Genomic DNA, 20,276 nt, shown 5'->3' with positions numbered 1-20,276 from the left:
CTGTCGAGCATGAATACTGCTCTCCTGGCGATCGGCTCGATCTTCGTGGCGGTCGCGTTCTGATCGGTCAGCCGCAGCCGCGCGCCGGTTTGTTATCCGCGCGGATGTTGCAACGTGCGCGCGGATAACAAACCGGCGCGCAGACAGGGCGCAGCTGACGCGGTGACATCTACGGGTGCGCGACGGAAGCTAGTCGCGAGCGGGACGTGCCGCAGCCGCGGCCCCGGCAGCCGCCGGCAGCGCCTCGAGGATGCGGGCGATCGCCGCGTCGTCGTGAGCCGCTGAGACGAACCACGCCTCGAACACCGACGGCGGCAGCGATACGCCGGCATCAAGCATCGCGTGGAAGAAAGCCGGGTAGCGAAAGCTGTCCTGTGCCTTCACATCGGCATAGTTCCGAGGTGGGGCGGAGGTGAACGCGAAGGAAAACAGGTTTCCGGCGCGCTGCACGGAATGCTCAACACCCTCCGCGGCCATGGCAGCCGACACCGCCGACGAGAGCTGGTCGGCCACCGCGTCGAGCCGACTGTAGACCGCGGCATCCGCGTTCCGCAGCGTGGCGATGCCGGCAGCGACGGCGACGGGGTTTCCACTGAGGGTGCCGGCCTGGTAGACGGGGCCGAGCGGGGCGAGCTGGTCCATCACATCTTCCCGGCCACCGAGGGCTGCGAGCGGCATGCCACCGCCGATCACCTTGCCGAAGGTGACGAGGTCCGGCGTCCAGCCGGCGCCGTCCGGAACCACCCGTGCCGCTTCGAGCCCCCACCAGCCGGCGGGACCGACCCGGAAGCCGGTGAGTACCTCGTCGAGGATGAGCAGGGCGCCATTCTCGCGAGTGATCGCCGAGAGGGCGCGGTTGAAGCCGCGGTCGGGAGCCAGCACGCCCATATTGGCGGCCGCGGCCTCGACGATCACGCCGGCGATGTTCTGGCCATGCTCGGCGAAGACGGCGCGCACCGCATCCAGGTCGTTGTAGGGCAGCACAAGGGTCTGGGCTGCGGTTGCGGCGGTAACCCCGGCCGACCCCGGCATCGCCAGTGTCGCGACACCCGAACCCGCCTCGGCGAGCAGTGCGTCGGAGTGGCCGTGATAGTGCCCGGCGAACTTCACCAGCAGGTCGCGCCCGGTGACACCGCGCGCAAGACGAATCGCGGTCATGGTAGCTTCGGTACCTGTCGAGACGAGCCTGATCTTCTCGACGGCACGCTGGTCGCCGACCCTCACCCGTTCGCGCACCAGCTCGGCCAGTTCGGTCTCTCCTGGAGTGGATGCCCCGAAGGAGAGCCCGCGCGCCGCGGCATCCTGAACCGCCTTCACCACGACCGGATGCGCGTGCCCGAGAATCGCCGGACCCCACGAGCTGACCAGGTCCACGTATTCGCGCCCCTCGGCATCCGTGACGTAGGCACCGCGCGCCGATACCAGGAACCGCGGTGTGCCCCCGACGGACCCATAGGCGCGCACCGGCGAGTTCACGCCGCCGGGGATCGACAGCTTCGCTCTGGTGAAGTAGTGCTCGTTCGAGGTCATGAGCGCAGCCATTCCGCGAGCTCGACGGCCCAGTAGGTGAGCACGGCGTCCGCGCCGGCACGACGGATGCTGAGCACCGACTCCTCGATGGCCCTGCGGCGGTCGATCCAGCCGTTGGCCGCCGCAGCCTCGATCATCGAATACTCGCCGGAAACCTGGTAGGCCCAGACTGGCACCGGACTCGTGGCCGCGGCATCCGCCAACACGTCGAGGTAGCTCATGGCCGGCTTCACCATCACGACATCGGCGCCCTCGTCGACATCGGCGAGAATCTCGCGCAGACCTTCGCGGCGGTTGGCCGGGTCGAGCTGGTAGCTGCGCCGATCGCCCTGCAGTGAGGACTGCACGGCCTCACGGAACGGCCCGTAGAACGCGGAAGCGTATTTCGCCGCGTAGCCGAGCACGGCGGTGTCGATGAAACCGTTGTCGTCCAGGGCGTCTCGAACCACGGCTACCTGACCGTCCATCATCCCGCTCAGGCCGAGCAGGTGCGAGCCGGCGTTCGCCTGCGCGATGGCCATGTCCCGGTAACGCTCGAGGGAGGCGTCGTTGTCGACATTTCCCTCGGCATCCAGCACCCCACAGTGCCCGTGATCGGTGAACTCGTCGAGGCAGAGGTCCGTCTGTACCACTATCGACTCCCCGACCTCCTCGATCACCGCTCGCGTAGCCAGGTTGAGGATGCCGTTATCGTCCGTGGCTCCGGAACCGGTCGCGTCTTTGGAAACCGGGATGCCGAACAGCATCACTCCTCCGATACCAGCCTCCGCGGCTTCGGTGACCGCGCGACGCAGACCGTCGATGGAGTGGTGGCTCACGCCCGGCATCGAGCTGATCGCCTCGGGGGCATCGAGGCCTTCACGCACGAACATCGGCAGGATCAGCTCCGCCGGGTGGAGGCGGGTCTCCGCCATCAGCCGACGAATGGCCGGGGTGCGTCGAAGTCTGCGTGGACGATCCCGTGGGCCGTCAATCATCGCCGTTCCGTTCCTGCTCCGCGATCGCATACTCGACGAGCCCCTCGACCAGGGCGGCCACCGAGCGTGACTCGGCGATGAGGTGCACGGTGATACCGGCGTCGCGGGCATCGAAAGCGGTGCGCGGCCCGATAGCCGCCACCACGGTTTCTTCCGGGAGAGGAGCGAGCTGTGCCTGAACCTGGCGGGCAACGCTGCCAGAGGTGAGGAGCACGGCGCGGATCCGGCCGGATGCCACATCCGCTGCCACATGCTGCGCTACGGGCACCCCGACCGTGCGGTACGCCGAGACGAACTCCACGTCGAGCCCGAGCTTCGCAAGCCCCGCCACGAGCGTCGGCTCCGCGATGTCGGACTGGGGGATCAGCACCCGTCCGACGATGTCGGACAGCGGCCAGCCCTTCACCAGCCCGCGGGCCGAGTTGTCGCTCTCCGGCACGAAGTCGACCCGGTAGCCGGCGAGGGCCAGCGCTGCGCTCGTCGTCTCTCCGACGGCGGCGATGCGGGTGGTCGGCGGCACGGTCACCTGCTGGCTCATCAGCACGTCGACAGTCGTGGCGCTGGTGATCACGAGCCAGTCGAACTTGCCGTGCTCAAGGCGCTTGAGGGCGTCGGAGAGCTCCCTGGCGTTTTCGGAACTCGCAAAGTTGATCATCGGGGCGATCACCGGCACGGCGCCATAGGAGCGGAGGGTGGCGGCGACCCCGTCGCCCCATTTGCCTCCGCGCGGCACGAGTACGCGCCATCCGGCCAGCGGTTTCGACTCGCGCGAGGCCATCATGAAGACACTCCCAACGGGGCGATATCCGCGGCGCCGAGCCGTAGCAACTCGTCGGCCACGCGATCTCCGAGGTCGTCAGGGAGCAGTGCTCGCTCTGCAGCACTCCCCTCGATCACGAGCGCGTGCGAACTGGTGAGCGAACCCGATCCGTCACTCACGTAGACCGTCGCGGTGAGAAACAGCATCTCGCCGTCCACGACCGCGGACGCCCCGATCGGCGCAGCGCACCCGGCTTCGAAGCGTCTGAGAACCGCTCGCTCGGCGAGGGCGCACAGGCGACTGGAGGTGTGGTCGATGGATTTCAGGATCGCCGCGAAGTCCGAACTGTAGGAGTCGCGCACCTCGATACCCAACGCGCCCTGTCCTGGGGCGGTTGCCCAGCGGCCGAGCTCGAAGAACTCGGTCACCGCGTCGAGACGGCCGAGACGGGAGAGTCCGGCGGCGGCGAGCACGACAGCATCCAGATCGGTACCGATTCGGCCCAGGCGCGTGTCGACGTTGCCGCGGATGTCGACGACCTCGACATCCGAACGCGAGCCGCGAAGTTGGGCGGCCCTGCGAGGAGAGCCCGTGCCGACGCGGGCACCGGGTTCGAGACCGTCGAGGGTCAGGTCGTCACGGGCGCAGAGCACATCCCGGGCGTCAGCGCGCTTAGGGATGGCTCCGATGCGGAGACCGGCGTAGGGGGTTGTTGGGAGGTCTTTGAGGGAGTGCACCACGAGGTCGCACTCCTCACGCAGCAGCGCTTCACGCAGTGCACTCGCGAACACGCCAGTGCCTCCGAGGCTGGCCAGCGGAGCCTTCGAGTGATCTCCCTCGGTGGCAATCGTGACGATCTCCAGCGGGAGTCCGGATGTCTTCGCTATCGATTCGGCGATCGCGCCGGTCTGCGCAATGGCGAGGGCACTGCCACGAGTGCCGATGCGGATGCTGCCGGGTGCGGAACTCACGGCGCAACCCCCGCGAGGGCCGGTTTGAAACCGAGTCGCACGTTCTCGCAGCAGCCGGGGCGGCACACGTCATACCACGGGCCGAGGGATGTCAGCGCGGGACGTTCGTCCAGCGGCACACCGTCACGACGCTCCAGCACGAGATCGACCAGCCCCGACACATACGCAGCGTGCACGCCCGGTGTGGGAACGCGGATGGCCATCACACCCAGCTTCTCGGATGTCTCCATCGCCTCCGTGTCGAGATCCCACTTGACTTCCATGTGGTCGCTGACGAATCCGAGCGGCACGATGACGACGGCCTTGGTGCCCTCGCCGGCGAGCTCCGTAATCCTGTCGTTCACGTCGGGCTCGAGCCACGGCATGCTCGGCGGGCCACTGCGACTCTGGTAGACGAGATCCCAGCTGGCAGCATGCTCCTGCGCGGCGATCACGACCTCGGCAACAGCGAGGTGCTGGGCAGCGTAGGCACCCCCGGCGCCGAAACCCCGCTCCGGTGGACCGCTCTTCGCGGCATCGGTCGAGGGGATCGAGTGGGTGGAGAACAGTACGTGGGTCTGGTCGAGAGGGATACCCGCAGCAGATATCTGGGCCAGAGCGTCTCGAACACCTTCGATGAAGGGTTCGACGAAGCCGGGATGGTCGAAGAACTGACGCACCTTGTCGATCTGGATGGCGCCCTCGAGACCGGTATCGGCGAGCGCCTTCGCGTAGTCTTCGCGATACTGTCGGCAACTCGAGTAGGAGCTGTAGGCGCTCGTGCCGATGGCGATCAGCCTGGTGAATCCGCGTGCGTTGGCTTCCGTCAGGGCGTCACGGAGGTAGGGGTTCCAGTTGCGATTGCCCCAGAGCACCGGGAGGTCGATTCCGCGACGGGCCAACTCGGCCTCGAGAGCGGCTTTCAACTCGCGGTTCTGGTCGTTGATCGGGCTGACCCCGCCGAACGCCCGATAGTGGTGCGCGACCTCTTCGAGCCGTTCCTCCGGAATACCCCGCCCGCGGGTCACATTTCGCAGGAACGGGATGACGTCGTCCTGCCCCTCAGGCCCCCCGAAACTCGCCAACAAGATGGCGTCGTAGGCGGTCGCCTTAACGACGTGCTCGGCCCCCGTCGATGCCGCATCCGTCGCTCCAAGCACGACCGCGGGATTCACAACAAGACCTCAGGAATCTGCTCCAGCGAGATTCGGCGCCCCGCATAGAACGGGATCTCTTCGCGCACGTGCCGCCGCGCATCCGTCTGACGCAAATGCCGCATGAGGTCGACGAGGTCCACCAGTTGCGGCGCCTCGAGCGCGAGGATCCATTCGTAGTCGCCGAGGGCGAAGGATGCCACGGTATTGGCCAGCACCTGGCGATACTCGCTGCCCTTGCGCCCGTGATCGGCGAGCATCGCGCTGCGTTCCTCGTTCGGCAGCAAATACCACTCGTAGGAACGTACGAAGGGGTAGACCGTGACCCAGGCTTCCGGATCTTTGCCCCGCATGAACGATGGCAGGTGATTGGCGCTGAACTCCGCATCGCGATGCACACCCATGGCATTCCAGGTGGGGAGTAGCGTCTTCAGCAGCGGCGTGCGCCGCAGTTCACGCAGCGCCCACTGGAGCAACTCGGGCTCGCCATCGTGAAGCCAGATCATGAGATCGGCGTCCGCCCGTAGAGCGGAGACGTCGTAGAAGCCGCGAACGACTACACCGCGCTCCTCGATGGAACTGATGGTGGTGGCCAGCGATTCGATATCACTGCCGGCAGGGTTGGCGGCGTCACGGCGGAAGACGGCCCACAGCGTGTATCCGCTTTGGGTGTTTCCAGTCTGTGAGTACCCGCTCGGGATCGGGGTAGTGCTCATGCCGTCTATCCTCTCTCGCCACCGGGCGAGAACAAAAAGCGGCGCTGCTTCTGTGGGTTGTTTTCCTGTGTGCGAACTGGGGAGGTGATCAGTCGTCGGTGAGGACGGCCCATGCGATGAGCCCTCCGACGGCGATCACCGCTGCCGTCGCGCCGATGATCCACGGCACGGGGTTCTCCCGGTACGCCTTCTTCGCTTTCCTGGTGAGGTTGCCGACCTGCTTGGGCACGTTCAGTTTGTCTTCGATGGCGTCGAGGGTCTCTTCAAGTTCAGCCCGCGCCGTGGAGATCCTGGTTTCGATGGGAAGGCTCATGGGTTAGCTCGCTTTCCGATGCCTTTGATGGCGTTGACGTCCTGTTTCACGCTCTTGATGGTCTCGGTGGGTGCTGGAGGTACGCCCTTCTTCACCTGCGCGAGGCCGATGAGTACGAGGATCACCACGATCACCAGCAGGATGCCGGCCACGATGAGGGCGGCAGCCCAGCCGGGCAGGATCACAGCAAGGCCGAGAATCGCCGCGGCGATCAACACACAGAACAGGAAGAACGCGAAGAACGCGGCTCCGGCGAACAGGCCGATACCGATACCCGCGTGCTTAAGCTTGCCGACCATCTCGGTCTTGAGGTGGTCGAGTTCCTCTTTCACCAACTCGATGAGCAGGCGCGGAAGATCCGAGAGCAGCGTGAACAGGGACCGTTTCTTGACGCTTTCGTCGCTCACGACCGACCTACTTACCGGTGCTGGTCTTCGCGGTGCTGGACCTCGGCGACTTGCGCGTGGCAGGCGCCTTCGCCGCGACCGGCTTACCGCTCACCTGGGAAACGACCTTCTTGGCACCGTCGCTGAGAAATTCGACAACCTCTGGGGCCTTGTCTTTGGCGAAATCTTCGACCTGCTTCACCTGGCTCTGCACGCGCGGGTCATCCCAGAGCTTGCCAGCCGCACGCTTGATCTGCTCGTAACGCTCGCGGCCAGCGCGGCTGCCGAGGACACAACCGATGCCCAGTCCGACGACGAGAAGAAGTTTGCCTCGCATGATTGCTCCGTTCCTGTTCACGCCCGAAGACGGAAACGTCTGTGAGGGATGCCCCCTGGGGAATGTACCCGTCAGGAGCCCAATTTCAAGGGTAGTCCTCCCTCGCTAGGGCTTTGAGTCTCCCAGCAGACGTTCAGCCTCTCGCTGCGCCCGACCGATGACGGCGGCGAGTCCGGTGCCGGCGACACCCTCGCCGACCAGCGTCACGCCGGGGATCGACGGTGGCGCGGTGGCGGGCTGCGACCATTCGACGGAATCGAAACCCTGAATGCTGGATGCCGCGATCTCGACGCCCAGCAGCTTTTCGGCATCCCTGCGTGCCTGTTCGCGCCATGCTTCGGGCGACACGCCGCTGTAGGAGAGCCGGATGACATGCCGATGCGCACCGAGTCGATCGGCGAGCCACCGCCATTTGGCCGAAGAGTGGGTGAGCGCCTTCGCGCGGATGCCCTCGGTGCCGGGTACGACAAGCAGCCCCGTGCCACGTGGTGCGCCGTCCAGCTGCGGTGCGTCGAGCACGAGGGTTGCGAGCGTGATGGTGGTCGGTGTGATCGTGGTTTGGTCCGGCGCGGCGAGGGCTGTCGCCAGCACGACGGTGTCGGCATCCACGATCTCCCCGGTGGTCAGTGTGGCACCGAGGGCGTCGACCTCGCCGACCGGCGAGGAGAGCCTCAGGTCGACGCCGCGCGCGCTGAGGTCGTCGGCGAGCGCGTCAACGAGTTCGAAGATGCCGCCCTCGACGCCGGAAACCGCTGACCCGGCGGGCGCGGCGGCACGCAGGGTGCGCACCGCGTGGGCGAGTGAACCGGTGTCGAGTAGCGCTGCACGCAGGCCAGGCGCGACGACGTCGACGTCGAGATCGTTCGGATGCCGGGAGTGGATGCCGAGCGTGACGGGTGCGACCAGCTGCTCCAGCACCACACGGCCCATCCGGCGCCGAACGAGTTCGCCGAAGTTGCGCTCCTGTGACGCGACGAAACCGAGCATCAGCTCGTCGAGCTGGGCTCGGAGTGCCCCGCCGATGCCGACGGCCGCGATCACGTCTGCGGCGAGGGGGACGCTGGGGATTCCGAGCAGACCCGTCTTCGGCAGGGGGAAGGCCCGGTCCGGCGAGGCCTGCAACCACGCTCCAGCAGGGTTCGGCAACTCGACGGAGAGACCGAGGCTGGTGGCGAGAGCCGCGACGGTGCCATTGCGGGTCGCGAAACTCTCGGCGCCGGCATCCAACTCGATTCCCGCGACGATGTGACGCGCCACCTTGCCGCCGAGCCGGTCGGATGCCTCGAGCAGCGTCACGCTCACACCGCCGATCGCGAGCTCTCGTGCGATCACTAGTCCGGCGATACCTCCGCCGACGACGACCGCACTAGGCATGGGCGAGCTCCACGATGCGGGTGAGAACGTCGGGGTCGGTGTCCGGCGGCACGCCGTGGCCGAGATTGAGTACATGGCTGCGAGCGGCTCTGCCTCGCTCGATCACGTCGAGCACATGGGCCTCGAGAACAGGCCACGGCGCCGCCAGCAGTGCTGGATTGATGTTGCCCTGCAGCGGAACGTCGGAGCCGAGGCGTGCGGATGCCTCGTCCAGTGGGATGCGGTCGTCGACGCCCATCACATCGACGCCGATGGCGCGCATCGACGGCAGCAGTTCGCCGGTGCCGACCCCGAAGTGCACGATCGGAACGCCCAAATCCCTCACGTGGGAGATCGCGCGCGCCGAGTAGGGCGCCACACGCTCCTCGTAGTCGGCGACCGACAACGACCCCACCCAGGAGTCAAACAGCTGAACGGCGCTGGCGCCTGCCAGCACCTGGGCCCGGAGGAAGGCGCCGGTGACGTCCGCCGCCCAGCTGAGCAGTGCGTTCCAGGTGTCCGGATCGGCGTGCATGAGGGTGCGGGCGCGGAGATGGTCCTTGGACGGCCCGCCTTCGACGAGATACGCGGCGAGGGTGAAAGGTGCGCCGGCGAACCCGATCAGCGGGGTGCTGCCCAGCTCCGCTACGGAACGAGCCACACCGTCGGCGATCGGAGCAAGCGCCTGAGGGTCGAGGGGTCGGAGGGCCGCGACATCCGCTTCGCTGCGAATCGGGGCGCCGAGCACCGGGCCGCGACCGGGAACGATGCTCACGTCGACGCCGGCGAGCTTGATCGGTACGACGATGTCGCTGAAGAAGATGCCGGCGTCCACCTGGTGTCGACGCACCGGCTGGAGGGTGATCTCGCTCGACAGCGCGGGGTCGAGGCAGGCGTCGAGCATCGCGGTTCCGACCCGCAGTTCGCGGTACTCGGGCAGTGAACGGCCGGCCTGACGCATAAACCACACCGGCAGCTTCTCCGGGCGGTTTCCCCGATAGGCCTGGATCAGCGGGGAGTCGGCGGTTCGACCGTCGAGAAGGGGGTGGTTTGCTGGGAGGTTCACGTGATTAAGTATGTGCGAGGTTGCCTGGCAGCTCCTCGCGCTGCGCTGTCACGCCTGCCAGTCGTAGGCTTAGCCGGTGCTTCTGTGTCTCACCGCCAATCACCACAACGCGAGCTTCGACCTTCTCGAGAAGCTTTCGATCGGTGCACCCGCGGCAGCAGGCACTCTCGTCGAGAAGAGCGACTTCGTCTCGGGAGCCGTGGTACTCGCCACCTGCAACCGCTTCGAGGCCTACCTCGAGATCGACGAACCGCTCACCGCGGCCAGCGCCGTCGCTGTGGCCACCACCGTCCAGGTGATCGGTGAGGCGAGCGGAGTGGACCCGGATGACCTGCGCAACTCCGTGACCGTGCTGTGCGGCGACCCGGTGGCCGAGCACCTCTTCGCGGTGTCTTCCGGACTCGAGTCTGTGATCGTCGGCGAGGACGAGATCGCCGGCCAGGTGCGTCGTGCGCTGATCCAGGCGCGCGCCGCAGGCACCACATCCTCCGGGCTCGAACGACTCTTCCAGAACGCCGCCAAAACCTCACGCGGTGTGAAGAACCAGACGGCCATCGGCGGCGCAGGGCGTTCTCTCGTTCGCCTCGGCCTCGAACTCGCTTCCAGCCGCATCGCCGACTGGTCAGAGGCGCGAGTGCTCATCGTCGGCACCGGTCAGTATGCCGGCACCACAGTCGCCGCGCTGCGCGACCGCGGCGCCGAGCAGCTCACCGTTTTCTCTCCCTCCGGTCGTGCGGCCAGGTTCGCCGCTCGCCTCGGGCTCACCGCCAGCACCTCGCTCGTCGAAGCGCTCGAAGCAGCGGATGTCGTCATCACCTGTACCTCGTCGGAGACACCGGTGATCACCGCCGCCGTGCTGGCCGCCGGTCGTCACCGTATCGTCATCGACCTTGGTCTCCCTCGCAATGTCGACCCTGCCGTTGCGGGGATCGACGGCGTCGAGCTGCTCGACCTCGAGACCATTAGCATCCACGCCCCACTCGAAGAGTTGAACGCCACGAGCGATGCACGCGCGCTCGTGAGCGAAGCGGCATCCGAGTTCGCCGCGCTGACCGCGGAGCAGGCTCTCACTCCGGCCGTCGTCGCGCTGCGCAGCCACGTTTTCGAACGTCTCGACGCCGAGATCGAACGGGCGCGGGCCCGCGGTGACGAGGACGGTCGCGTCGAGGCAGCGCTTCGCCACCTCACCGGGGTGCTGTTGCACACCCCTTCGGTGCGCGCACGCGAACTCGCGCGCTCTGGCGAAGGCCAGGCCTTCAGCGATGCCGTCACCGCGCTCTTCGGCGTGGATGTGCCGACTGCGGTACGCGACGAGTTGCGCGACCGCCACGCCTGAGGCTCGCCGCCTGGCTCTGTTCATGGGCTCTCGCCGGGCACATTCATCGGTGCTGTTGGCGCCCGCCCACTTTTCTGTGGAGAGGCGTGTCCCGTGCCACTTGACTTCTCGTTGCGCCACTTAAGTTGGTGCCGTGTCCCGAAACAGCGGTGCTCTCCCGTGCGCCTCCTCTCCTCATGGCGTGGCAAGCGCAACTATTCAGCTTCCTCTTGATCGTCCACGAACCAGGGTCACGTTGGGTTCGAGTCTCTTCTACGAATGAACCGCGCTGATGATGCTTGATCGAGAGCCCTCAGTGTGGGGATTTCACGTCAGCCGATGTGGATTTTCGGGCCCACCGAATCAGCCCCAAAATCGCACGCCCCGGACTTCTTCATCCACTGTCACATTCCGTAGTCGAGTGCACAAATGTCCGAAGTCGACTGCACAGCGCTTTTGTGTCCGTATGCGGAACCTTCAGTGGCCGACGTTTGCCTGCCAACTCGTCCCAGTTGATGCGTGCTTCGTGCAACCTTTCTCGGTCTCAGCGAGATACGTCCCGGTCGTCGGGCTCGCGATCTCTGCACTTGACGAGAAAGGGTTAGGCATGGCGGAATGAGCGCTGGCGGGACTCGGCTACATTTACGTCGTATATGAGATCTTCTATTGAACTAGAAAATTAGTCAGCACCGAAAAGTGGTGTCCCTCGACTCACTGGAAGGGCGAAGCTTTGTCGTTTTCAAACATGGCGCTTTACTTTGTCATGATCCCGGCGGTGGCTGTCGCAATGGTGGTCTTCACCGTTGCTCTAAGTGTTGGCGCGCGAGCTCACGGGAGAACGAACGCGCCTCTGTTTGCCTTACCCGCGCGTCCGTTCTTTATCGTGTGCATTTGCTTTCTCGCCGTGGCCGTAGCAGGAACAGTGCGGACCTTGGCGACGAGAACCCTTACGCGACCAGATCACCGCGAGCATGGATTTACCCAATCCTTGGAGGGCTGTGCGTTGTTGGAGGCGGGCTCATCCTCGGCGGGACCCAAACTGTGGTCTGGGGTGTGATCGGTGGCCTGGTGACACTCGGTGGCCTTATCTGGGGCCTCACCACCAAGTGGCGCTAATCTAAACTGCGATCGGTTTCAAACCACCGCAAACTGCACTCACACCGCGTTTACGGGTTCGCTACGGTCACTGCTGCCATGGGGCAAAGCCAGCGACGGATGAACGCATCCCCGCAGCAGCGCAGAAGGCGACTTGATTTAGCTGTCCGCCAACCGGACGACCAGCGGGCCAAATTCAAGTTGCTCTTGGAGGCCGATTTGGCTTCGCCAATCCGATGAGGGGTACTCTCAAGGGAACCAAGTACGACAGCACGCTACCGCTTGTCTGGATCCGAGGGAGGGCGGGATGTGTCGCGTCGAGCGTAGGCGACGATCCCGGCGACAACGAGGGCGATGCCGGCCAGCGGCAAAAGCACGGCCGCAAACGCGGCACGGCCAACCAGCAATACGCCTATGGCACCCAAACCCAACAGCAACGCGCCCACCGCGATGAGAGCCACCCCCGTTATGACAAGTCCGAAGGCGCTGAGATCTTTTCCGGAGTCCTGCCGGTGTCCGTTTCGAAGAAACACGCTGCCTCCTTACCTTTCCAGAAACGGGCAGACGCTCGTCACGAACGCAGGCCGTCTCACTAATCTACGACGCACGCGCATCCATGCACAGGGATTGCCAGGGTCCGCTTGTCAATCAAGGACCCCGCACGAGAAAGCGTCCATCGCGACAGCAGCGTTCGAACGCGTGCATTTTTGGGTGTCCCGAGAAACTGCCCGGTGACCGGGCGTCTTGCGCAGGAGCGCGCGAACGCCGCCGCGGCGTCTTGTGCCACTTGGCGGACCCTGGCGGATCCCTGTCGCCAAGACCTATACCGACAAGGCCGCCGAGGGCGTACCCAAAACTGTCCTCGCCCGCACGGTCGGCATTAGCCGCGAAACGGTTTACGCCTACCTCCGCGCAGACCAGGCAAGTGGCCTCCCCTCAGACGTTGACATTGCTGCAGAATCGAACCTCGTCGCGGTGCTGAGCGCCCTTCCGGCCGATGAACGCCCCATGCCGTCAGGGGCCAAGTACGACGCCCTCTTGACCTCTCGCCGGTCATCGAACCGATTCACAAAGTAGATCCACGCGCACTTCGAAGAGTTGGCCTCGGGGCCGACCACGGGCGGGTTCCGGCCAGTGAAGCCGGGTACTGCGTCGTGAAGGGGACTTCGCACAGGTGAATGTTCGCAATTGATTTGATTCCTCGCTTGTTATGTGGGTCGGATGGCTCAGGGCTGCCAGTGGCGCGAAGGTCTATGTCTGACCTGCGCAAATGTCCGCTGGCTCTACAGCTGCCGGTGGTGCCCTCGCGCCTTTGCCCGGCGTATAGTTCGGCACATCCTGTCAACCCGAACGACGGAGAGCCCATGACCGACCTGAAAAACGACAGCGCCTCCCGGTGGGCCGCTGCCGCCCAACTCGCCGACGGTGTCACCGACGACAGGTACCAGAAACGCCGAACACGAATCCTTCTCCAAGTCGGCGCCCTGATCGTCGGCTCTTGGATCGTCGGGGTTGTCACCTCAGAGGCGCCTACCTCATCGCCGCAGACCTGCGAGGCTGCGACCTGTCGGGTGTGGACCTTCTCGGCGGGTCAAGTCCCTGGTGGTGGTGTAGCCGTGTTTCCTTCGGTTGGTGGGTTTAGGCACTGAGTTCGAGGGCTGGTTGTTCGCTGACCTCCTGCTCGGTGTTGGGGACGAGGGTGAGGCGTCTCTTGGCGAGGATGTCGAGGCCTTCGCAGGCATTTCGCTCTACTTGGACGACATCGAGGAAGACCTCGTCGAGAGGTTCGCCGACATCGCCCTCGAGGGCCGAACCGTCAGTATCAACGCGACTCCGCAATCGCTCGCACGCCACGGCACCGCAATTCGATTGCTCGACGGATGCCTCGTGCTCGTCAGCCACCTCGGGAGCCCCCGCCGGGTCGTAGATCTTCCCCCAGCGGAGCTTCATGATGCCCTTGCCCGGCTGCTCCGACTCGCTGATCTCGCCCACGTTGCGGTAAAGGTATCGGGACTGTATGACGCGGATCCAGAATTTCCCCATGAGAAGGTAAAACCGACAGTGGCGTTGATCTCGGAGACCTTCGGCCCGAGTCGGCTGCTTTGGGGGTCAGACTTTCCCGTCGCCCTCGACCACCTCGGGATGAGAGAAGCGATGGAAACACCGGACTGGTTCACCGAGATCTTCTCGCCGGATGAGGTTCTCGGAGTTCTCGGGGGAAATCTGGATCGATTGGTCCTCTCCAGGCCGGTGAACCCCACGCTCCGAGTTTAAAACCTCGCCCGCAGAATTCCTCGTGCGCGACGACCTATTTGAACGCGTCAAGCCCGGTAAGCGCTCGCCCGATGACCAACGCATGGATCTCGTCTGTTCCTTCGTAAGTTCGTACGGCCTCGAGATTAGCCATGTGTCGCATCACAGGGAAGTCCGAGGTGATCCCGTCGCCCCCGAGGACTGATCGGGCCTGGCCCGCAATTGCGATCGCTTCGCGAACGTTGTTGAGCTTCCCGACGCTGATCTGGGCAGGGGTGAGAGTTCCTGCCTCTTTTTTTCGGCCGATGTGGAGGGCCAGTAACACGCCCTTCTCATATTCGAGCAACATCGTTGCGAGCTTCTCCTGGGTGATCTGAAAACGTCCGATCGGGCCGCCGAATACGTCGCGGCTCACCGCGCGATCCACCGCAACTTCCAGACAGGAGCGCGCGGCTCCCATCACCCCCCAAATGATCCCGTAGCGCGCCTCGTTGAGGCAGGAGAACGGACCACGCAGACCCTCGGCGAGCGGCAGACGCGCGGATTCCGGGACCCGTACGCCGTCGAGCTGAACATCGCACTGGATGGAAGCCCTCATCGCGAGCTTGTTGGTGATCGGCGTCGCCGAAAATCCTGGCGTATCGGTGGGCACGATAAAACCGCGGACTCCTTCAGCGGTCTGCGCCCACACGATGGCGATTGTGGCGAGGCTCGCAAGCCCTATCCATCGCTTGTCGCCGGTGATGATCCAGTCGGCTCCATCACGTTCGGCCCGGGTTGTCATAGCGGCCGGATCACTGCCTCCCGTCGGCTCGGTGAGCGCGAAGCATCCGACAACCTGGCCGCTTGCCATTGCAGGCAACCAGGTTTTTTTCTGATCTTCCGAGCCGAATTTGGCTATCGCGCTCATTGCGAGCGAACCCTGCACCGAAACGAAGGTGCGCCATCCACTATCTGCCGCCTCGAGTTCGAGGCAGGCGAGCCCGTAACTCACGGCGCCGGCACCAGCGCAACCATAGCCCGTGATGTGCATACCGAGAAAGCCTCCAGCACCCAGCTCAGCGATGAGCTCCGATCGGAAGTGCCTGTCTTCGAAATCCGTCTCGATGGTCGGGCTGATCCGTTGTTCGGCAAACATTCGCGCACGGGTTTGCCAGCCGATTTCAGCCTCGCTGAGGAGATCATCGACAGTGAACACTGACGAAATCGCGGATCGACCGGTAACGCGATCCGTGGAGGTTGTGGGCGTCATCATTGGCCTTCTGTCTTGAGTAATGAGAGGGACGTGCTGCCGAGGTGAGGCGGCGGTGTGACATAGGCGGCCGGAGTCGCCGACAGGGTGATCGGGTTGGCTACTTGCACCTGCCCGGCGATTTCAACCGTTGGAGCGAGCCCGAGGCGCGTGGCGAACTCAAACGCCTCCGCAATCGAATTGATCGGGCCTGCGGGAACATCGTGCTCGACCATCACCTGAAACCAGTGATCGGCATTCTCCCCGATCAACCGCTCTGTGATGAGGGCTCCGAGGGGTTCTCGATTCTTCACGCGCCGCTCATTCGTGGTGAATCGTGGATCGCTGCCGAGTTCTGGCATTCCGAGCCCACCGCAGAAAGCGCGGAACTGCCTGTCTGTGCCCACAGCCACCACCAATGGTCGATCGGAGGTATTGAAAGCTTCATAGGGCGCAATACTCGGGTGCCTGTTGCCCATTATTCCGGGCACCACGCCCGCACCGAGGTAGCCGGATGCCTGGTTAACGAGTGCAGACAGCAAGCTCGACATGAGATTGACCTCCACGCGCTGACCGCACCCTGTCGTCCCACGAGCAATCAGTGCGGTAAGGATCCCGGTGACCGCATGGAGCCCAGTGATCACGTCGACCACCGCCACTCCAGTCTTCGTTGGGTCTCCCGCTTGCGTTCCCGTCACACTCATCAGACCACCCACAGCCTGGACCAGGAGATCGAAGCCTGCGAGCGCCGCGCCGTCTGCGCTGCCGAATCCGGTAATCGAGCAGTAGATGAGGCGCGGATTGAGCTCGCTCAGCCGCTCATAACCGAGGCCGAGGCGATCCATCGTGCCCGCGCGAAAGTTCTCGACGACTACATCCGAGGTCCGAACCAGCTCCAAGAGCATTTCTATCTCGTCGTCGTTTTGAAGGTCGGCCTCGACCGAGGCCTTATTTCGGTTGACGGAATTGAAGTAGGTCGTGGTGCCGTCCCGGTCAAACGGCGGACCCCAGGCACGGGTCTCGTCCCCGATTTCCGGTCGCTCGATCTTCAGCACGTCGGCACCAAAATCGGCGAGCATCATCGTGGCGTAGGGGCCAGCGAGCACCCTGCTGAAATCAAGGATCCGAATGCCTCCGAGTGCGGTTGGCATTATGCGCCCGCTCGCAGATAGACCGTGGTGGTGTTCGAAAAGAACTCTCGCGCAGCGCGACCCTGCTCTTTTGGCCCGAGGCTGCTTCCCTTCGAACCGCCGAAAGGCACATGCGGATCTGCGCCCGCGGTCTCGGAGTTAAGGTGCAACATGCCGACATCCAGCTGATCCATCGCTTCCATGGCGTGGGAAAGGCTGCCCGTGAACACCGCTGCAGAAAGACCGAGGTCGCCCTCGTTTGCTGCCGCGAACGCTTCGCCCGCGGAGTGGACTCGTTTCACGGCGAGTACCGGCCCGAACAGTTCGCGGTTCCACAGCGTCGCCTGGGTTCCGGTGCAGTCGAGGATGGCGGGAGCGACAAAATGGCCTTCGCGCAAATCAACATTGAGCGTGAACGCGGAGACGCCGAGCGAGACCGCTCCTTCATCGATTGCTTCAGCAATCCCCTCGAGGATCGTCGATTCTGCCGCCGCGCTGATGACGGGACCAAGCTGCACACCGTCACCGAGCGGGTCTCCAATGACGAGCTGGTCGGCTGCCTCGATCAAGCGGGCGATCAGTTCATCCGCTATCGGCTCTGCAACTACGAGGCGAGAGGTAGCCGTGCATTTTTGACCCGCGGAGTTGAAGGCTCCCGCCATAATCTGGTTGACGGCGCGCTCGACATCGGCGTCCTCGAGCACGATGGCAGCGTTCTTACCGCCCATTTCGGCCTGAACGGGAATGCCGCGAAGGGCCGCCCGAGAGGCAAGCTGGCGTCCGACGACGGTCGACCCGGTGAAACTGATCGCCTCGATACCGGAATGCTCGGCAATCTCTGCGCCGAGAGCAGCGTCTCCGATGAGGAGGTTGAGAACTCCCGCCGGAAGCCCGGCATCAACGAGGGCGCTTGCCAATCGCAGAGCGAGGAGCGGCACCGGCCCCGCCGGCTTCCACACGATCGTGTTGCCGTAGGCCAAAGCAGGCGCAATTTTCCAGGCGGGGATAGCGATCGGAAAGTTGAAAGGAGTGATTATTGCGACGGTTCCGACCGGCCTTCTCAGAACCATGATTCGCTCGCCGTTCCGCGGTGAGTTGTAGAGCTCGCCAGATTCACGGTCGGCGTCGTGGGCGAAGAACGAGAGTATCTGGCCGGCTCGCCGCACCTCACCGATACCCTCCGCGCGGGTCTTTCCCTCTTCCCATGCCAGTTCGGCGCCCCATTCCAATGCTGATGCTGCGACGATCTCCGCCGCACGCGCGAGTACGGCCCCGCGATCATGAGCGGTGGTTGACGCCCATGATGTCCGAGCATCGCGAGCGGCGCTCACGGCCTTGTCGACGTCAACAGAAGCAGCTCCTAGACCACTCGCGACGACATCACCCGGTCTCGAGGGGCTTCGACTTTCGATCAGATCCCCGGACCCGGGAAGCCACGCACCACCAATCAGCTGCTGAAGCGGCGTGGTCATTACTCAGTACCTCCGACGAAGTCGGATGTGTCGCTGCTGCATGAACCCGTGCAACCCTTCCGGCCCTAGTTCACGACCGAATCCAGACATTTTCCAGCCGCCGAACGGAGCCTGCAACTCGGTGATGTCGTTGACATTCACCCCGACACCCCCGGCTTCGATATGTTCGGCTACCGACCAGGCACGGTCGAGGTCGCCGCCGTAGACGTATGCTGCGAGCCCGGCCGGGCTGTCATTTGCGATTGCCGCGACGTCTGCACCAGCGGCGTAGCGATGCACGGCTACGACGGGGCCAAATGTTTCCTCATTCATCGATTTTGCTCCGAGCGGAACGTTATCCAGCACCGTGGGCTCGAAGAACGATCCCTGGTCGAAAGCACTTCCCGTGAGTCGTCGGCCTCCGGAAACGACGGTCGCGCCGAGCGAGAGGGCATCCGCAATATGCGCCTGAGCGGTTTCGATCACAGCGTGTGTGGTCGTCGGCCCGCCGGTGACTCCGGCATCCACCCCGTGGCCCAACCGAATAGCGCGGGCTTGCTCAGAAACGGCCTCGACAAACTCCTCGGCCACCGAATCCGCGACCAGGATGCGATTGACGGCAATGCAGATCTGGCCTGCGTTCGAGAACGATCGGCGAGCAGCCGCGACGGCCGCTTCAGCGATATCGGCGTCATCGAGCACGATAAACGGGCTCTGTCCGCCGAGTTCTAGGGATACCCGCTTCATCGTCGTTGCGGCCGAGCGCATGATCGCCTGCCCGGTGCGAGTCGATGCCGTCGCCGTGATCATCCCGATTCCGGGGTGAGAAGAAAGTCGCTCGCCCGCTTCGATCCCACCCGGAAGGTCGGCCAAGACCCCGGCCGGAATGCCCGCGTCGTGCAGGCACTGCACCATGAGCCCGACCGCGAGCGGCGCCTCGAGCGGCGGCTTGACGATGATGGCATTTCCTGCGGCTAGCGCTGGTGCGACTTTCCAGGCGTAGAGGTCGACCGGGTAGTTCCATGGAACTATTGCTCCAACGACTCCGATCGGGAGCCATTCGACGAGGGAGCGGATGTCTGCTCGTTGAACGGCCCTGATGCTGCCAGTGACTCGAAGGCCCTCCTCGGCGTAGTAGTGCAGAACCTCAGCCGCGAACGCGATCTCCTTGACGCTGTCCGGAGTCGGCTTGCCCTGCTCCCGGGTGAGGAGGTCGGCAATGTCTTCGATGCGTTCCACGATGAGATCTGCCGCCCGGTGCATAATCCGCGCACGCTCTGCCGAGGGAAGCGCGGCCCAGCCAGGCTGGGCCACTTTGGCGAATTCAACGGCGGAATCAACATCCGCAGCCGAAGCGATCGCGGAACGCCCGATCAGCTCCGAGGTTGCTGGGTCTCGTACGTCGATTACATCGCCTGCGATCGCCTTCGTCCACGCTCCGCCAAGATAAAGGTCGCGGTCGTTCATTTGACTACCGGCGCCGAGAATTCGCGGCTGCGAAGGCGGCGCCACAGCTCGGCGTAGTTCCGATCGTTCTGCTGGTGGGCCTCTGTGGTCCGATTCGAATTGGTGTTGACCATGATCATCGGCGTGATTCCGCGCGTGACGAGCTCTGCGGTCGTTGACGCATTGATTGCGTGGGATACCGCGACTGCGATCGACGTGGAGGTGGGGCCGACGGGATATTCGAGTCCGTCGATGAACTGCGAGGCGTCTTCGAGAGGGATACCGGTGTCGATGGTGACATCGGCGATCTCGAATAGTCGACTCCCGCTGGAGTGCCGGCTCGCCACCTGCGAGGAGTGCGGGATGCTCGTAACCCCGATCACTTTCAGACCGCGCTCTTTGAACTCGACGGCCATATCGAGGATGACGGGGTTGATGCCGGAGTGGCTGAAGAGGATCAGGGCATCGCCGTCTTTGAGCTGGTGCGAACGAAGGATCGCCTTGCCGTATCCCTCTTGGGTGTGCAGAAAGCGGTATTGCGCGGTTCCTTGGTCGCCGAGTACGTGGTGCATCATCGCGATAGAGCTCTCGACGATCGGGCGGAACCCCGTTACGCCGCCCGTCCGAGGGAATGACTCCAGCGCGGCGAACGCTCCGTGTCCGGTGCCGAAGGTGAAGACGAGCCCGTCTCCGGCTATGGCGTCGGCGCAGATCGTTCCTGCTGCGGTGATATTTCCGGCTTGGTTATCTCGAACCCAGGTCATTTTGGTGATGACGTCATCAAGGTAGGTCTGTGCGATGGTCATTGTCGTA

General features: G+C 64.4%; 21 protein-coding genes. 4 read left to right on the top strand and 17 right to left on the bottom strand.

The window, feature by feature from the left end; all coding sequences use genetic code 11:
- Nucleotides 1-189: 189 nt before the first annotated feature.
- From hemL to hemE, 11 genes are all read right to left on the bottom strand, one after another.
- Nucleotides 190-1,530: a glutamate-1-semialdehyde 2,1-aminomutase gene (hemL, locus tag ABIB56_RS14755; RefSeq protein WP_354569987.1), complete on the bottom strand. Its 1,341-nt coding sequence runs from the start codon at nt 1,528-1,530 to the stop codon at nt 190-192.
- A complete protein-coding gene (hemB, locus tag ABIB56_RS14750; protein ID WP_354569986.1) occupies nt 1,527-2,507 on the bottom strand; it encodes a porphobilinogen synthase in 981 nt (326 codons plus the stop codon). The genes hemL and hemB overlap by 4 nt, the downstream gene beginning before the upstream one ends.
- Entirely contained in the window at nt 2,500-3,285 is a 786-nt protein-coding gene (locus tag ABIB56_RS14745; RefSeq protein WP_502917615.1) for a uroporphyrinogen-III synthase, read from the bottom strand. The genes hemB and ABIB56_RS14745 overlap by 8 nt, the downstream gene beginning before the upstream one ends.
- Nucleotides 3,285-4,238 carry a hydroxymethylbilane synthase gene (hemC, locus tag ABIB56_RS14740; RefSeq protein ID WP_354569984.1) on the bottom strand — a complete coding sequence of 318 codons (954 nt, stop codon included), beginning with the start codon at nt 4,236-4,238 and terminating at the stop codon, nt 3,285-3,287. Before hemC ends, ABIB56_RS14745 begins: the two co-directional genes overlap by 1 nt.
- Nucleotides 4,235-5,392 (bottom strand): ferrochelatase, encoded by a 1,158-nt coding sequence (locus tag ABIB56_RS14735; protein ID WP_502917614.1) that lies wholly within the window; start codon nt 5,390-5,392, stop codon nt 4,235-4,237. The genes hemC and ABIB56_RS14735 overlap by 4 nt, the downstream gene beginning before the upstream one ends.
- Nucleotides 5,389-6,087: a hydrogen peroxide-dependent heme synthase gene (gene hemQ, locus ABIB56_RS14730; RefSeq protein WP_354569983.1), complete on the bottom strand. Its 699-nt coding sequence runs from the start codon at nt 6,085-6,087 to the stop codon at nt 5,389-5,391. Before hemQ ends, ABIB56_RS14735 begins: the two co-directional genes overlap by 4 nt.
- Before the next feature lie 88 nt (nt 6,088-6,175).
- Nucleotides 6,176-6,400: a DUF3618 domain-containing protein gene (locus ABIB56_RS14725; protein WP_354569982.1), complete on the bottom strand. Its 225-nt coding sequence runs from the start codon at nt 6,398-6,400 to the stop codon at nt 6,176-6,178.
- Entirely contained in the window at nt 6,397-6,807 is a 411-nt protein-coding gene (locus ABIB56_RS14720) for a phage holin family protein (RefSeq protein ID WP_354569981.1), read from the bottom strand. The genes ABIB56_RS14725 and ABIB56_RS14720 overlap by 4 nt, the downstream gene beginning before the upstream one ends.
- Before the next feature lie 7 nt (nt 6,808-6,814).
- Nucleotides 6,815-7,123 (bottom strand): YtxH domain-containing protein, encoded by a 309-nt coding sequence (locus ABIB56_RS14715; RefSeq protein ID WP_354569980.1) that lies wholly within the window; start codon nt 7,121-7,123, stop codon nt 6,815-6,817.
- 105 nt (nt 7,124-7,228) lie between these two features.
- A complete protein-coding gene (locus tag ABIB56_RS14710) occupies nt 7,229-8,497 on the bottom strand; it encodes a protoporphyrinogen/coproporphyrinogen oxidase (protein ID WP_354569979.1) in 1,269 nt (422 codons plus the stop codon).
- The gene (hemE, locus tag ABIB56_RS14705) at nt 8,490-9,542 is read right to left on the bottom strand and encodes a uroporphyrinogen decarboxylase (protein WP_354569978.1); all 1,053 of its coding nucleotides are present in this window, start codon (nt 9,540-9,542) and stop codon (nt 8,490-8,492) included. Before hemE ends, ABIB56_RS14710 begins: the two co-directional genes overlap by 8 nt.
- 76 nt (nt 9,543-9,618) lie before the next feature.
- On the opposite strand from hemE, the gene ABIB56_RS14700 reads away from it, so the two are divergent.
- Nucleotides 9,619-10,878 (top strand): glutamyl-tRNA reductase, encoded by a 1,260-nt coding sequence (locus ABIB56_RS14700; protein WP_354569977.1) that lies wholly within the window; start codon nt 9,619-9,621, stop codon nt 10,876-10,878.
- A 1,349-nt stretch (nt 10,879-12,227) separates the two neighbouring features.
- Here ABIB56_RS14700 and ABIB56_RS14695 read toward each other — a convergent pair.
- Nucleotides 12,228-12,485: a hypothetical protein gene (locus ABIB56_RS14695; protein ID WP_354569976.1), complete on the bottom strand. Its 258-nt coding sequence runs from the start codon at nt 12,483-12,485 to the stop codon at nt 12,228-12,230.
- 247 nt (nt 12,486-12,732) lie between these two features.
- Here ABIB56_RS14695 and ABIB56_RS14690 point away from each other — a divergent pair, with 247 nt between their 5' ends.
- From ABIB56_RS14690 to ABIB56_RS14680, 3 genes are all read left to right on the top strand, one after another.
- Nucleotides 12,733-13,029 carry a hypothetical protein gene (locus ABIB56_RS14690; protein ID WP_354569975.1) on the top strand — a complete coding sequence of 99 codons (297 nt, stop codon included), beginning with the start codon at nt 12,733-12,735 and terminating at the stop codon, nt 13,027-13,029.
- Between the two features lie 319 nt (nt 13,030-13,348).
- Nucleotides 13,349-13,594 (top strand): pentapeptide repeat-containing protein, encoded by a 246-nt coding sequence (locus tag ABIB56_RS14685; protein ID WP_354569974.1) that lies wholly within the window; start codon nt 13,349-13,351, stop codon nt 13,592-13,594.
- A complete protein-coding gene (locus ABIB56_RS14680) occupies nt 13,585-14,226 on the top strand; it encodes an amidohydrolase family protein (RefSeq protein WP_354569973.1) in 642 nt (213 codons plus the stop codon). Before ABIB56_RS14685 ends, ABIB56_RS14680 begins: the two co-directional genes overlap by 10 nt.
- A gap of 34 nt (nt 14,227-14,260) precedes the next feature.
- Here ABIB56_RS14680 and ABIB56_RS14675 read toward each other — a convergent pair whose 3' ends face one another.
- The 5 genes from ABIB56_RS14675 to ABIB56_RS14655 are packed head-to-tail and all read right to left on the bottom strand — an operon-like array spanning nt 14,261 to nt 20,269.
- Nucleotides 14,261-15,460, bottom strand: a complete 1,200-nt coding sequence (locus tag ABIB56_RS14675; RefSeq protein WP_354569972.1) for an acyl-CoA dehydrogenase family protein — start codon at nt 15,458-15,460, stop codon at nt 14,261-14,263.
- On the bottom strand, nt 15,457-16,587 hold the full coding sequence (locus tag ABIB56_RS14670; RefSeq protein WP_354569971.1) for a CaiB/BaiF CoA transferase family protein: 1,131 nt from the start codon (nt 16,585-16,587) through the stop codon (nt 15,457-15,459). Before ABIB56_RS14670 ends, ABIB56_RS14675 begins: the two co-directional genes overlap by 4 nt.
- Entirely contained in the window at nt 16,587-18,038 is a 1,452-nt protein-coding gene (locus tag ABIB56_RS14665; protein ID WP_354569970.1) for an aldehyde dehydrogenase family protein, read from the bottom strand. Before ABIB56_RS14665 ends, ABIB56_RS14670 begins: the two co-directional genes overlap by 1 nt.
- Nucleotides 18,039-18,041: 3 nt before the next feature.
- On the bottom strand, nt 18,042-19,484 hold the full coding sequence (locus ABIB56_RS14660) for an aldehyde dehydrogenase family protein (RefSeq protein WP_354569969.1): 1,443 nt from the start codon (nt 19,482-19,484) through the stop codon (nt 18,042-18,044).
- On the bottom strand, nt 19,481-20,269 hold the full coding sequence (locus ABIB56_RS14655) for a sugar isomerase domain-containing protein (protein ID WP_354569968.1): 789 nt from the start codon (nt 20,267-20,269) through the stop codon (nt 19,481-19,483). Before ABIB56_RS14655 ends, ABIB56_RS14660 begins: the two co-directional genes overlap by 4 nt.
- Between the last annotated feature and the right edge of the window lie 7 nt (nt 20,270-20,276).

The organism is Glaciihabitans sp. UYNi722 (assembly GCF_040549465.1).
Classification (GTDB): Bacteria; Actinomycetota; Actinomycetes; order Actinomycetales; family Microbacteriaceae; genus Lacisediminihabitans.
The sequence above is the reverse complement of the archived record's forward strand: the minus strand, read 5'-3'. Positions and strand labels throughout refer to the sequence as shown.